Source organism: Halalkalicoccus paucihalophilus (genome assembly GCF_001593955.1).
Taxonomy (GTDB): domain Archaea; phylum Halobacteriota; class Halobacteria; order Halobacteriales; family Halalkalicoccaceae; genus Halalkalicoccus; species Halalkalicoccus paucihalophilus.
In genome coordinates this window covers 332162-346102 of the sequence record NZ_LTAZ01000004.1, presented here as the reverse complement: position 1 = coordinate 346102, position 13941 = coordinate 332162, and the positions used below count along the sequence as shown (strand labels likewise).

Annotated in this window: 14 protein-coding genes; 10 read left to right on the top strand and 4 right to left on the bottom strand. The window is 64.4% G+C overall.

The window, feature by feature from the left end; translation table 11 throughout:
* Positions 1 to 8 precede the first annotated feature (8 nt).
* The gene (locus tag HAPAU_RS06950) at positions 9 to 770 is read left to right on the top strand and encodes a Nif3-like dinuclear metal center hexameric protein (protein ID WP_066381939.1); all 762 of its coding nucleotides are present in this window, start codon (positions 9 to 11) and stop codon (positions 768 to 770) included.
* Positions 771 to 1138: 368 nt separating this feature from the next.
* Positions 1139 to 2170 (top strand): deoxyhypusine synthase, encoded by a 1032-nt coding sequence (locus HAPAU_RS06945; protein ID WP_066381009.1) that lies wholly within the window; start codon positions 1139 to 1141, stop codon positions 2168 to 2170.
* Positions 2171 to 2359: 189 nt separating this feature from the next.
* Here the strand turns inward: HAPAU_RS06945 and HAPAU_RS06940 are convergent, their stop codons facing one another.
* Positions 2360 to 3010, bottom strand: coding sequence for a helix-turn-helix domain-containing protein (locus HAPAU_RS06940; protein WP_066381007.1), 651 nt, complete (start codon positions 3008 to 3010; stop codon positions 2360 to 2362).
* Positions 3011 to 3301: 291 nt separating this feature from the next.
* On the opposite strand from HAPAU_RS06940, the gene HAPAU_RS06935 reads away from it, so the two are divergent.
* Positions 3302 to 3715, top strand: coding sequence for a universal stress protein (locus HAPAU_RS06935; RefSeq protein ID WP_066381005.1), 414 nt, complete (start codon positions 3302 to 3304; stop codon positions 3713 to 3715).
* A gap of 9 nt (positions 3716 to 3724) precedes the next feature.
* On the opposite strand, the gene HAPAU_RS06930 is transcribed toward HAPAU_RS06935, so the two are convergent.
* On the bottom strand, positions 3725 to 4810 hold the full coding sequence (locus HAPAU_RS06930; protein WP_066381004.1) for a CNNM domain-containing protein: 1086 nt from the start codon (positions 4808 to 4810) through the stop codon (positions 3725 to 3727).
* A gap of 152 nt (positions 4811 to 4962) precedes the next feature.
* Between HAPAU_RS06930 and HAPAU_RS06925 the strand changes: the two genes are divergently transcribed.
* Both HAPAU_RS06925 and HAPAU_RS06920 read left to right on the top strand, forming a co-directional pair.
* A complete protein-coding gene (locus tag HAPAU_RS06925) occupies positions 4963 to 6396 on the top strand; it encodes an arylsulfotransferase family protein (RefSeq protein WP_066381003.1) in 1434 nt (477 codons plus the stop codon).
* A 126-nt stretch (positions 6397 to 6522) separates the two neighbouring features.
* Entirely contained in the window at positions 6523 to 6852 is a 330-nt protein-coding gene (locus HAPAU_RS06920; protein ID WP_066381002.1) for a hypothetical protein, read from the top strand.
* A gap of 130 nt (positions 6853 to 6982) precedes the next feature.
* Here the strand turns inward: HAPAU_RS06920 and HAPAU_RS06915 are convergent, their stop codons facing one another.
* Both HAPAU_RS06915 and HAPAU_RS06910 read right to left on the bottom strand, forming a co-directional pair.
* Entirely contained in the window at positions 6983 to 7531 is a 549-nt protein-coding gene (locus HAPAU_RS06915) for a DedA family protein (protein WP_066381001.1), read from the bottom strand.
* 60 nt (positions 7532 to 7591) lie between these two features.
* Positions 7592 to 8611: a lysylphosphatidylglycerol synthase transmembrane domain-containing protein gene (locus HAPAU_RS06910; RefSeq protein ID WP_066381000.1), complete on the bottom strand. Its 1020-nt coding sequence runs from the start codon at positions 8609 to 8611 to the stop codon at positions 7592 to 7594.
* 113 nt (positions 8612 to 8724) lie between these two features.
* On the opposite strand from HAPAU_RS06910, the gene HAPAU_RS06905 reads away from it, so the two are divergent.
* From HAPAU_RS06905 to HAPAU_RS06885, 5 genes are all read left to right on the top strand, one after another.
* Positions 8725 to 10281, top strand: a complete 1557-nt coding sequence (locus HAPAU_RS06905) for a sulfatase (protein WP_066380996.1) — start codon at positions 8725 to 8727, stop codon at positions 10279 to 10281.
* A 79-nt stretch (positions 10282 to 10360) separates the two neighbouring features.
* Positions 10361 to 11215 (top strand): hypothetical protein, encoded by an 855-nt coding sequence (locus HAPAU_RS06900; protein WP_066380995.1) that lies wholly within the window; start codon positions 10361 to 10363, stop codon positions 11213 to 11215.
* Between the two features lie 121 nt (positions 11216 to 11336).
* On the top strand, positions 11337 to 12341 hold the full coding sequence (locus HAPAU_RS06895) for a glycosyltransferase family 4 protein (protein WP_394327290.1): 1005 nt from the start codon (positions 11337 to 11339) through the stop codon (positions 12339 to 12341).
* Positions 12342 to 13439, top strand: a complete 1098-nt coding sequence (locus tag HAPAU_RS06890) for a glycosyltransferase (RefSeq protein ID WP_066380993.1) — start codon at positions 12342 to 12344, stop codon at positions 13437 to 13439.
* A 223-nt stretch (positions 13440 to 13662) separates the two neighbouring features.
* Positions 13663 to 13857: a hypothetical protein gene (locus HAPAU_RS06885; protein WP_066380992.1), complete on the top strand. Its 195-nt coding sequence runs from the start codon at positions 13663 to 13665 to the stop codon at positions 13855 to 13857.
* Positions 13858 to 13941: the final 84 nt, after the last annotated feature.

Genomic DNA, 13941 nt, shown 5'->3' with positions numbered 1-13941 from the left:
TCCCCGCCATGCAACAGTCGGAACTGTGTGAGCGCTACGACGAGCGGCTCCGAACCGACGACTTCGCCGGGATCGATGCCAGTGCGAACGGGTTACAGGTCGGCGGTGGGGGGGAAATCGAGCGCGCCGCGTTCGCGGTCGACGCCGCCGCAGAGACCATCGAGCGAGCCGCCGAGGCGGGCGCGGACGTCCTCTGCGTCCATCACGGCCTCTCGTGGGGCGGCATAGAGCGGGTGACGGGCCGGACCTACGACCGGATCGCCGCGCTGATCGAGAACGACCTCGCGCTGTACGTCTCGCATCTCCCGCTCGACTCCCATCCCGAACTCGGAAACGCCGCCGGGGTCGCCGACCGCCTCGGACTCAAGGCCCGCGAGCCGTTCGGCTCGCTCGGCGGCGAGACGATCGGTCTGGCCGGGCGTGCGTCCTCGACGTACGACGTGGAGGGACTCGAAGCCGGGCTCTCGGATCTCGATACCGGCACCGAGGAGGTCCGGGTGCTGGAGTTCGGTCCCGACGAGATCGAGGAGGTGGCGATCGTCACCGGAAGCGGATCCGACTGGCTCTCCGAGGCCATCGAGTCGGGTGCGGACGCGTTCGTGACCGGCGAAGGGAAACAGCAGGTGTACCACGAGGCCAAGGAAGCGGGAATCACGGTCGTCCTCGCGGGCCACTACGCGACCGAGACGTTCGGTGTGCGGTCGCTTCAATCGCTCGCCGACGACTGGGGGCTCGAAACGACGTGGATCGGCGCGCCGACCGGGATTTAGTCCATACGAGAGAACTTCAAAAATCGTCGGTGTTCGGGACGATAAATGGGTCACTAACCCGCTCCGAGATAAAATCTCCACCAAACTTTCTGTATTTAATTGGTGGATAGTAATAGGCTATCGGCGAGGAGGCTGTAGTGTATTCCCCGTCTGGGTCCCCCTGACCCGAACGGCGGAGTACGATCGGTCGACAGCACACATCGGACCTTCGTTCGCCCGACGACCGGGGCATCCTGGCAGAGCCCGATCCCGGCGAACGAACCGAGGAAACGACCCGTCCCATCCGACGGGTCCGTTCCCTGGCTACTCTCCCCTTTCCCATCCGAGTTTATCGAACGCTTGAAACCGCTCCCGGACACAGGTGTGTCATGACCGACGAAACCCCACCTCGCGAGGAGTTCTCACCCGACCCGATCGAGCACACGAGCGTTCACGCGGGGATGAGCGTCGGCGAACTCGCCGCCGAGTACGGCAACGCGGGCATCGGCGCGACCGATCTCAACCGGGCGGTCGGGATCACCGAGCGGATGTTCGGCGACGAAGACGTCAGCGTCTTCTTCGGGCTCGCGGGCGCGATGGTCCCCACGGGTATGCGCCAGCTCGTCGTCGACCTGATCCGCGACGGCTACATCGACGCGCTGGTGACGACGGGCGCGAACCTGACGCACGACACCATCGAGGGGATCGGCGGCAAACACCACCACGGTCGCACCGGACCACACGACCCGCACGAAGACGGGGAACACGAGGAGAGGACCGAGCGCGACCACGACGAGGCCCTCCGGGACGAGTGGGTCGACCGGATCTACAACGTCTACCTACCCCAGGAACACTTCACACTGCTGGAGACCCACCTCCGCGAGGAAGTGTTTCCGGCGTTCGAGGGGACCGTCTCGATCCGGGAACTCACCGCCGAACTCGGGCGCGCGACCGCCGAGGTGAACAGTACGAAGGGGATCGACGAGGACCCCGGGATCGCCGCGGCGGCCTACGAGGAGGACGTCCCGATCTACTGTCCGGCGATCCAGGACTCGGTACTCGGGCTCCAGTCGTGGATGTTCTCCCAGACCTCGGCGTTCTCGCTCGACGCCCTCTCGGATATGACCCATTTGAACGATCTGGCCTACCACGCCGACAGGGCGGGGGCGTTCGTCGTCGGCGGGGGCGTCCCGAAGAACTACGTCCTCCAGACGATGCTCGTGACGCCGACGGCCTACGACTATGCGGTTCAGTTGACGATGGACCCGCCCCAGACCGGCGGGCTATCGGGGGCGACGCTCGACGAGGCGCGCTCGTGGGGAAAAATCGAGAAGGCGGGCGAGAACGCGTCGGTGTACGCCGACGCGACGATCACCCTCCCGCTCGTGGTGGCGGCTGTCCGCGAACGGGTCGAACAGTAGGGAAGGTGGATGAACCCGGTCGGTGCCTCTGACATCACGTTCGGGTTCGGGCGGCGGTGACACACACACCCATACACGAATCCGACGAACGTACGGGGCGGTTTCTCGAGGGCTTCGTCGGGCCGCAACCGAGTGTAGCGGTTCTCGGGATATCGGTCTATCCGTTCATCCCTGAAGAGAGTTATATACTCACGCCGGAAACGCCGTCAGCCCGGCGTGTTCGAGCAGCGTGGCCTGGCCGCGTCTGAGTCGGCCCGCGACCGCCCGCGCGGAGATGCCGAGTTCCTCGGCGATGTCGCCCAGCGTCGCGCCACGAGGCTCCTCGAAGTAGCCCCGTCGATAGGCGACCGCGAGCGCCTCGCGCTGTTCGGCGGTGAGCCCGTAGCGCTCGGGTTCGGGAGAACACGACGTCGAGAGCCGGTGGAGGACGAGCGGGACGTCCCGTTCCCGGCAGAACGTTCGAAACTCGGCGGTGGCCGCCCGGTCGGCAAAGCGGACCTCGAAATACCACTCTTCACACGTCGCTCGCGCCTCGAGCAGCGTTCCCTCGCTTCGGACGATGGCAAAGAGCGTCCCGGCGGATTCGCGGTTCCACCGTGCGGCAAAGAGGGTTCCCTCCTCGACCCGATCGACGACTGTGAGCTTCTCGATCGCCGCTTCGGTCTCGGCGGCCGCGGCGAACACCTCTGGATCGAGGTTCCACACCCAGAAGAACGGCATGACGGTGTCGTCCGTCGGGACGACCCGGTCGAGCTCGAGGAGCGCGGCGGGGTCGTTGCCGAGCGACCGGCCGAGCGCACAGGAACTCGCGGGGACGGTGAACTCGATGACGGTACTCATCGGCACCACGTGGGTGCCCAACGGAAATATCCCTATCGCCTATCGGGAAATGGGATCGGAGGGGGAACCCTCTTTGTTCCGCCGCGGGAACTCGAACCCGGCCGATGACGAGCACCCCGCCCGAGCGCGTCTAGGCAGCGCGCGATGAGGAACCCTATGAGTGCCGAGGCCGCATTCTCTCAGAAGACGTCACGCCACGAAACGCGATCGCGTGTACTCCCGATGGACTCGTCCGTCTTCACTACTCACCCCGAACCCAAGCCTATACATCTCCGACGACAATGACGACCGATGTACGAGCGCATCCTGCTTCCCGTCGCCGAGGACGCATCGCCAGACGAGGGGTACGAGCCGATCTACGCGCTGGCCGAACACCACGGCGCGACAGTGATGGTCCTCTCGGTCGCCGACACCAACCGCGACAGCGTGACGAACCTCGGCGGCGAGGTGATCGACACCCTGGAGAGCGAGGCGACCGACGCGGTCGAGCGCTTCGCCGACCGGGCGCGCGAGCGCTCGATCGCGGTCGAAACGGAGGTCATACAGGGCGTTCCCGACGAGGAGGTCGTGGCGTACGCCGACGCCCACGACGCCGACCTGATCATCATGCGAAAGCGCGATCGCGGTCGGCTTCAGGAGGCGTTGCTGGGTAGCGTCACCGACCGCGTGATCCGGCTCGCCGACCCGCCCATGCTCGTCCTCTGAGCCGACGGTTCACGCCGCCGAGGCGGCGGTGGTCTCGTCGAGCTCGTCGAGCGGGTCCTCGAGTTCGCCGACGACGGCCTCCATCGCGTCCGTGGCGGTCACCAGCCCGACGAGATCGCCGTCGGCGGAGCGAACGAGCGCGAGTTCCTGGCTCGCCTCCTGGAACCGGTCGATGACGTCGCTGACGCTCGTCTCCTCGGGGACGGTCAGCGGCGCGGCGGCGATCTCCTCGAGGCTCGTTTCCCCTGTCTGGAGAGCGTCGATCTCGTCGAGAGCCGCCGAGACGTAGACGATCCCGCGGAAGTCGTCGGGGTCCTCGCCGATCAGCGGATAGCGGTTGTGCAGCGACCCCGAGAGGCGTTCGAGGTTCTCCGCAAGGGGCAGTTCCGTCGAGAGGAAGACGACGTCCTCCCGATCGACCATGATGTCACCAACGGTCATCCGACCGGCCGCGAGCGCGCTCAGTACCTCCTCGTAGCGCTCGTCGTCAAGGTCACCCTCCGCGAGCAGCGAACGCAGCCGGTTGCGCAGGTCGGCCCGGCTCTCGATGCGGTCCTGTTCGGTCTCGAGCCACGCGCCGGTCATCTCGATGCCGAACAGTTTGAGGGTCCCCTTTGCCACCCAGTCGCCGAGCGTGATCAGCGGGGAGATCAGCCAGTGAAACCAGTACAGGGGGGTCGCCCCGTACCGACAGACCCACCGTGAGCGCTCGACGCCCAGATACGTCGGGGTCTGTTCGCCGTGGGTCAGGTGGACGAGGTTGATGATCAGAAACGAGAGAATCGCGGCCGATCCGACTGACGCCAACAGGGTCCCCTCGAACAGCGGTTCGAAGAGCGCGGCCAGCGCGGGTTCGGCGACGATTCCGACCGCGATGCTCGAGGCCGTGATCCCGACCTGACAGGTCGTCAAGTACAGTTCGAGGTTATCGGTCATTTCCCAAGCACGTTCCAAGGCGGGGTTATCACCGATGAACTCCTCTTCGCTGAACTGCCGGGCGCGGGTTAGCGCGAACTCGATGGCGACGAAAAACGCGTTCGCGAGGATGAGACCAATTCCAGCGACGAGTCTGGCGCCGACCTCTAGAGTTACCATTCGCCCGGATCATGACGGCAGAGACTCAAAGGGCGTTCGATGGTCTCCCAGCGAGGTGACTCGGTAAATGAAAAGCCATATTGTCACGACCCCTAACAACGAGCCATGGTAACTGGACAGGGGAGCGACCCGGACACGACGCGTGAAGGACCGTGAGCGAGCGATCACCCACCGGACTCGAACGCGCGCGGTCGGCCGTCTCGCGCAACCGGGTCCGGATCCTCTTTGCGGCGCTCATCGTCCTCTCGGTCGCCGTCCTCGTCAGCGGCGCGACCGCGGGCGGGCTCTCGACGGCGACCGAGGAGGACGTGCCGACCGCACCCGAAAGCAACGGCCACACGGTCATCACCGAGTCGGGACGGGCCGGAACGATCACCGCCTATGAGCCTGACGGAAGCATCCTCTATTACGAGAACGAGCGCACCAAATACTTCGATGTCGACCCCGTGGAGGGTGAACCGCTGACCGTCGAGTACGCGGCGACCGACACCATCCATAGCGAGGGACCGACCTGTGGCTCGCCGCCGTGTTCGAAGAACGTCATCGAACGTACCGACCTCGAGACCGGCGAGACTGAGGTGCTCGTCGAACGCTACGAGCCCCAGGAGATCGCCGCCGAGTGGCACGACGTCGACCGGCTCGACGAGAACCGCTTTATTGTTGCGGATATCCATGCGGACGAGGTGTTCATCCTGAACACTGAAACGGGAATGAAAGAGTGGACCTGGGACGCCCAAGCCGACTACCCCGTCGAGGGTGGGGGACCGTATCCCGGTGACTGGACACATATCAACGACGTCGAGTACATCGAAAGCGAGGGCGATCCGATGGACGGCAATATTATGGTCAGCATGCGCAATCAGAACCAGGTCGTTTTCATCGATCCCGACGAGGGACTACAAGAGGAGTGGACGCTTGGTACGCAGGACGACACCGATCCGCTGTACCAGCAGCATAACCCCGATTACATCCCTACCGACCAAGGCGGCCCCGCGATCGTCGTCGCCGATTCAGAAAACGGCAACGTTGAAGAGTTCCAGCGTGAGAACGGCGAGTGGACCCAGACGTGGACGTGGTCCGACGAGCAGATACAGTGGCCTCGCGATGCGGATCGACTGCCCAACGGCAACACGCTCATTACCGATAGCCACGGCAATCGCGTCATAGAGGTAAACCCAGACGGCGAGATCGTCTGGGAGGTCGGCTCGACGATGCCCTACGAGGCTGAGCGACTCGAAAGCGGCGATGAGAGCGAGGGTGGCGAGAGCGCCCAGCAGCTCGGACTCAACTCCCGAACGCCCGACGAAGACACCGAGAGCGGAAGCGCCGGGAGCGAGAGCGGGTTCGATCCGCTTGGCGTGATCGTCGGGCTCTTCGACGAGATCGGCACGTTCGTCGAATCCCTGTTGCCCCACCGGATCCACAACGCGATCCTCTTCATCAGTCCGGTGTGGATGGGGACGGCCCACTTCGCGGCCATCGGCGTCGGGATCCTGACGGCGCTCGCGTGGGTCGGGACCGAGGTCGCCTGGCAGCTCCGGGATGCGGGGGTCAGGGCGCGCCTGCCGGTCTACCGGGAGCGATAGCCCGGAGCAGCGTTCAAAAGTAGATCCGTTTAGCCCGTTGAAATCCCGGCTACTACTAGGACGGAGCGAGGAATCGGTAGATAAAGGAGGAATGCTTATCGTCGGTGTTGTTCGATTAGATGATGAATGACCGATTGGGAATCGGTGAAACAGGAACTCCGAGAAGCGGACTACTCTGGGTTCAAGTTCGAAAGTGGAGAGACCCCTGTTCCGGGTTTATCAGGGGAGTGGATCGAAGGAGAGATTGCGCGTGAAGGTGGTCTAAAACGCGAGAATCAGCCGCTTTGGGCGAGGATTCTCGATACCCTATCATTTAGCGGCGGTGCTGTAGACGCTGACCCGAATCATGCCCCGGAATCCATTCGTAAAATTGCAACTCAATACGGATTGGAAGTCGTGATAATTAGTATCTCTAAAGATATGGCCCGTGTTGCACTCTGTGATCCTTCGGAGTGAAGCGCTTCCATACAGCGGTAGATTCGCACCAACTACCTACCGGCTATCGCACTCGTAGAAGCGGTGAACGACTAGGAATTCAACGGAGCCGTTCGTTTTCGCTCGACCGTTTCTCGTATCGGGGAACTCCTCAGACGAGCAGGTAGTTATCGAGGACGAACTGGTAATCGACCAGCAGGTACAGCGCCGCGAGGATCGACTGAAAGGAGAGCGACCCCAGCGCCGAGAGGACGACGAACACCCGACCGTCCATGTCCGAGAGGCCGGCGGGGACGGTGAGCAGGCCGCGGACGAACAGCATCGTGTTGCTCACCGGGACGGCGACCGGCCCCCAGCGTTCGAACCAGCCGTCGATCCGGTCGAGGCGGGACTCGCTGATGGGGAACCAGCGCTTCCGAAGGATGTAGTTCCGACCGCCGCGCCGGACGAGCGAGAAGAGGACGAACTGGCCGATCGTGGTCCCGACGACCGTCACAAGAACGATCGTGATCACCTCCGAGATCGACGAGCCGATCAGCAGGATAGCGGTCGGAACGACGAGTTCACTCGGCATGAACCGGAGCATCATCGCCCCCTCGAGGATGGCGATAGCCAACAGCACGGCCAGTGCGAACTCGGAGGTGAGCAGCGCCTCAACCTCCGTCGGGGTCCGGTCGAGTTGTAACGGGAACGGGTACACTGGCGAGACAGTATCGCGGAAGCGGGGTTAAGCCTTGTCTCTCGGCGGTCCGCCGACCGCTCAGGCCACCGTGCGGGCACCGAAGGCCGCCATCGAGCTTCCGCCGATCAGCACCGGCAGCCAGTAGATCGTCCCCCGATAGATCAGGACCGCGGCGGTGACGGTCGCGGCCGGGAGCCCCGTCGTCGGGACCAACAGGCCGACGAAGGCCGCCTCGATCCCGCCCAACCCGCCCGGCAGCGGGGCTGCCCCGGCGAGGTTGCCGAGCGGGATCACGAACAGCGCGACGTAGATCGGAACGCTGTAGCCGATGGCCGCGAACGCGGTCGACAGCGCAACGACCTGAAAGAGCCAGCCGAGCAACGACAGGCCGAACGCGACGGCCAGCCGGCGCCGTTGGGTCGTCATCCGCTCGATGTGATCGAAAAACCGGTCCAGCCGCTGCGAGAGGTCCTCGGCGATCGTCTCGGGGTCGGATCCCCCGATCGGAAGCCGGGCGACCGTGTCCGCGACGCCCGACGAGACGGACTCGATGAGCGTCTCCTGGTACTGCCAGGCGAGATACATGAGGAGCCCGACGGCGACGACGATCGCGAGTGCCGACGCGACCGCGGTCTGGAGGCGCTCGCCGATGATCGCGGTCGTCGCGTAGTAGCCGACGCCAACGAGGATCAGCGAGAGCGACGAAACGACGTTGAGCACGTCCACGGTCGCGATCCCGGCCAGTCCGGTCTCGTAGCGGGCATCGGAAACCTTCGAGATGAGCAGCGCCGCGATCGGCTCGCCGCCGGCCTGCCCGAACGGCGTGACGTTGTTCGCGAAGACGGCGCTGGCGTAGACGAAGAACGCCCGCACGACCGGGATCTCGATAGCGAGCGTTTCGAGGACGGTTCGGAGCACGAGGGCCCACGCACCGAGCCACAGGAGGGCAACGGCGAGCGTCGCCGCGACGAGCGTCGGGTCGGCGTGAGCGAGCGAATCGAGGACGTCGCCCGCGCCGACGAGGAAGAACAGGCCGACGAAGAGGGCGATCGCTCCCGCAAAACCGACGATCAGCGCCCGCCAGTTTCGACCGTTCATACCCGAGGGAGGTGTGAGTCCGTCTTGAAACGTCTGATCTCGACTCGCGTCCCGGTCCAGTCACGACCGGATGTCGACCGATTTATCGGCGCGGACCACCGAGTGACGGGGAAATGGGCCGCCACCAGCCATCCAACGTCCTCATGGTCGTTCTGGATACGGTTCGAAAGGACCGCCTCACGCCCTACGGCTACGACCGCCCGACGACCCCCGAACTGAACGCGCTCGCCGAGGAGGCGGTCGTCTTCGAGTCGGCCGTCGCGCCCGCCCCGTGGACGCTGCCCGTGCACGCCTCGATGTTCACCGGACTCTATCCGAGCCAGCACGGCGCGGATCAGGAGAGCCCGTATCTGGAGGACGCCCCGACGCTCGCGTCCGTACTCTCGGCGGCGGGCTACGATACGGCGTGTTACTCCTCGAACGCCTGGATCACGCCCTACACCGAACTCACGCGTGGGTTCGACGAGCAGGACTCGTTCTTCGAAGTCCTGCCCCAGGACCTGCTCTCAGGGCCGCTCGCGCGGGCGTGGCGCCTCGTCAACGACAACGATCGGCTCAACGAGATCGCGACCCGGCTCGTCAGGCTGGGTGCCCAGGCCCACGCCAAACTCGCAAGCGGCGAGGGAGCGGACTCGAAAACACCAGCAGTAATCGACCGGACGCGGTCCTTTATCGAGGGCAGCGAGAGCGAGGAAGGGTGGTTCGCGTTCGTCAACCTGATGGATGCCCACCTGCCGTACTACCCCCCGGAGGAGTACCGCGAGGAGTTCGCGCCGGGCGTCGATCCCTCGGCGGTGTGCCAGAATTCGAAGGAGTACAACTCCGGGGCGCGCGACATCGACGCCGAGGAGTGGGAGGCCATTCGTGGGCTGTACGACGCCGAGATCGCCCACATGGACGCCGAACTCGGCCGGCTGTTCAGGTGGCTGCACGAGACGTGCCGGTGGGAGGATACCACGGTGATCGTCTGTGCCGATCACGGCGAACTCCACGGCGAACACGACCTCTACGGCCACGAGTTCGCCCTCTACGACGAACTCATCAACGTCCCGCTACTCGTGAAACATCCGGAGATCGAACCGGGGCGAAACGAGGACCTCGTCGAACTACTCGATCTGTATCACACCACCCTCGATTCGCTCTCGGTCGAGGCCGAGGCGGTTCCGGGCGCGGTCGGGTTCGATCCCACCCGCTCGCTCGTCTCGGGCGAGTACCGGGCGTTCGACCGTGCCACTGACCCCGATGTCGGCCAGCGCGCGGTACTAGGCGGGGAGGGCGACGACGAGGACTACGCCTTCGTCGAGTACGCCCAGCCGGTGATCGAACTCCACCATCTGGAGGAGAAGGCGAGCGAGGCCGGGATCACCCTTCCCGAGGATCATCGGGCATACGCCCGGATGCGCGCCGCACGCAGCGAGGACGCAAAGTACGTCCGGGCCGACCGCATCCCCGATGAGGGCTACCGCCTCGACGACGATCCCGAGGAGGACTCGACGCTCGGACCCGAGGAAGACGAGCGGGTCGCGGCCGCCGAACGGGCACTCACCCGGTTCGAGGGCGAGGTCGGCGGGGCGTGGACCACGCCCGCGGAGGCGGGCGCGAGCGACGTCCTCGACGAGGCCGACGCGGAGACGAAAGACCGCCTGCGAGAACTGGGGTATCTGGAGTGAAAAACTCGAAAACGATTTCGCTCCGATCGGGTCGAAACCAATAGGAATACATGCTCATGACGGGAATCGACGGCAACTAATGGAGGACCACCGATTTCTCGAATCCGACTGGGACTACTGTGTGGTGCTCGATGCATGCCGGTACGACGTCTTCAGCGAGGTCTACGACGAGTACCTCGACGGCACGCTCGAGAAGCGCCGGAGCAACGGCTCCTCGACGCCCGAGTGGGCCTACCGGACCTTCACCGGCCAGCACGACATCGCGTACTTCTCGGGCAACCCCTTCATCAACAGCCTCGGCATCCCGCTGAACGAACTCAAGTGGGGGGCCAGTTGCGACTACGAGTGGGCCGCCGCCGACCACATCAGCGAGGTGTTCGACGTCTGGAAACACGGCTGGGACGACGAGTTGGGCACGGTTCCCCCCGAGAGCCTCGCCGCGTCGTTTCGCGAGCACCCCGAAGCCGTCGAGGACGCGGAGCGAACGGTACTGCACTACATGCAGCCCCACGCCCCGTATCTCGGGCGCGGGAAGGGCCAGAAGTTAAAGCAGATCCGCAAGGGGATCGACCGACAGGGCCGGGAGGCGAGCGCCGACGGCGGGGGCGCACTGTCGTCGGTGAGCGACGCCGTCCGCCCGAAGGTCGAGAGCGCCCTCGACGGGAGCAAACTCGCCCAGAAGGCGGGACTGTGGCTCGAACTCGACCCCGCCGATCTGGTACGAAACGGAACCCGCGAGGCGGCGATGGAACTCTACGAGGAGAACCTCCGGATCGCGCTCGAATCGGTCGCCGATCTCGTGGACAACCTCGACGGCCGAGTCGTCGTCACCGCGGATCACGGCGAGGCCTTCGGCGAGGAAGGCGTCTGGGAACACCACATCGAGACGCCGATTCCGGCGCTGATCGAGGTGCCGTGGCTCGAACTCGAGTGAGCCTCCGAACCGAGTAGTCCGGTCCAAGCAAAGAATTGATACTATCTGTTGACGATGCGAGATCGGGGAGGACGAGACGGTCGAGAACGGCGATCGGTGAGGTGATACTGAAAGATTCATACTGTCGCTTTCGAATCAGCTAGTGGGAACCGGGATGAACGTCAGTCACTACTTCGAGTTCGAGGACCACGTCACTGGCGGGATCCGCGAGTCGGTCAGACACCAGCGAAAGATGCTTCGTCGGGTCGGAGTCGATCCGGCGACGGCCCCGTCGCTCGACTCGGACGTGCTGCACCTCAATCTCATGGGACCACGATCGGTCTGGTACGCGAGGCGGGCTCGTGACCACGGCGTGCCGGTGATCGCCCACACCCACGTGACCGCCGAGGACTTCGGCGACAGCTTTCGCTTTACGAACGCCCTCGCAAAACCCCTCAAACCGTATCTCCGGTGGGCCTACGGGCTCGCCGACGCGCTGGTCTGTCCCTCGGAGTACAACCGCCGACTGATACGGGAGTACACCGACACGCCGACGACCGTGATCTCGAACGGCGTCGATCGGGAGAAGCTCGAAGGGTTCGAGGCGCTTGAATCGGAGTACCGCGAGCGCTACGATTTGGATCCACCCGTCGTCTTCGCCGTCGGACACGTCCTGAAACGAAAGGGGCTCGAAACCTTCGTCGAGACGGCTCGTCGGATGCCCGAACTGGAGTTCGCGTGGTTCGGCCCCCTCGACCGCTCGCTGAAAGGACGTGAGACCAAGCGGCTGATCGACAAGTCGCCCGAAAACTGTACGTTTACGGGCTTTGTCGACGACATCCGGGGCGCGTACGCCGCCGGCGACGTCTTCTTCTTCCCGACCCACGAGGAGAACGAGGGGATCGCGCTGCTGGAGGCGATGAGCACCGGCCACCCCGTGGTCGTCCGGGACATCGAGACGTTTTCGTGGCTGGAGGACGGCCACGACTGTCTCAAGTCGACGGGGTCGTTCGAGGACGAACTCGAAGCGTTGAAACGCCCCGAACACAGAGAGCGACTCGGAACCAATGCGGTCCGAACCAGCGAGCGCTTCGCCCTCTCGAATACGGCCGATCAGCTCCGAGAGCTGTACGAGGAGGTGATCTGAGTGCGGATCGGATTTTTCACCGACAGCTACTTCCCCGAGATCGACGGCGTGACCTACACCATCCAGCTCTGGCGCGAGCGACTGGAGCACGCCGGCCACGAGGTGTACGTCGTCTACCCCGACGGCGAGTACGAACCGGACGAGCGGGAGCTCCCCGTCGCCTCGCTGCCGAACCCGTTTTACGGCGGCTATCGGATCCCGCTGTTCAGACGGCCCTCGACCCTGCCGGAACTCGACCTCGTCCACTGTCATGGTCCGGCCCCGGTCGGGATGTTGGGCCGGTATTACGCGCGAAAACACGACCTCCCGACGGTCTACACCCACCATACCCCCCTCGAGGAGTACTTCCATCAGAGCGTCGGATCCGACACGCTGGCGCGAGTGTTGGGGAAGGCCTACGTCCCGCTTGAGAACGCCTTCCTGCGGAGTTTCGACGCCGTGACCGCCTCGACCTCGCGGATCGATCGCGACGTCGAGCACGTCGAACTCCCGGTCGGCATCGACATGGACTTCTTCCAGCCAACGGCGAAAGAGCGGTTCTCGGACCGGACGGTGATCGGCTACAGCGGTCGGCTCAGTATGGAGAAGAACGTCGAGGAGATCCTCCGACTGGCCGAGCGGCTACCGGAGTACGAGTTTCGTATCGTCGGTGAGGGACCGTTTCGCGACCGCCTCGAACGCGAAGCACCCGAGAACGTCGCTATCCGTGGATTCCTCCCGCGCGAACGGCTCCCGACGTTCTACAGTTCGATCGACACCTTCGTCACCGCCTCGACTGCGGACACGCTCGGGCTCTCGACGCTCGAAGCGAACGCCTGTGGGACGCCCGTCGCCGCGGTCGACGCCCCGCCGTTCGATCGGACTATCGGCCCCGAGAACGGTGAACGCTTCGAGCCGGGGGACATGGCGTCGATGATCGAGGCCGTCGAGACGTGTCTCGATTCCGAGAAACGAACGCGCTCGGCCGTCGAGCGATACTCGATCCACCACACGATCGACCTCCTTGAAACCCTCTACCGGGAGATCACGCCCGCGAACGACGCGTCCGCCGTCGAGACCCCCAGTCGAGTCGAACTCCCCGAACGATCCCGACGCTGATCGCGGTTCCGAGCGACCGAACGCCCGGCCCGACTCGCCCTCTGGCGAACCGCCCGTCGACCACAGCCAAACGGGTGAGAGGATTCCGACGGCAACAACCGAACCTACCCGAACATTCATTATAGTTCGTGCTCTCGGGTGAGATACAGATGTCGGTAGTACGTGTACACGACTGATTCTCGCCCCGATAGCATCGTTTCTCGACTACGGAAGCCGACAGCACATGAGTAGCACGTACCCACAATCCCAGCCAGCCACGACCGAATCACCATCGATCACCACCCCCGCGGACGATATCCGGGACGCCGACGCCGGCGCGCCAGCCACGTTCGATACCGGCTGTCGCCGACGGCTCGTCTGCCTGATGGACGCCGAAAACGAATCCGTCTCGCCCGCCCACACCACTCGACGCGAGTAACACTTCCGGTACCCGACGCACACGGACGTTCGTGGATTTCTATATGTCCTTCGTTTGTTTAAGGACTGTTCTTATATTCCTCCG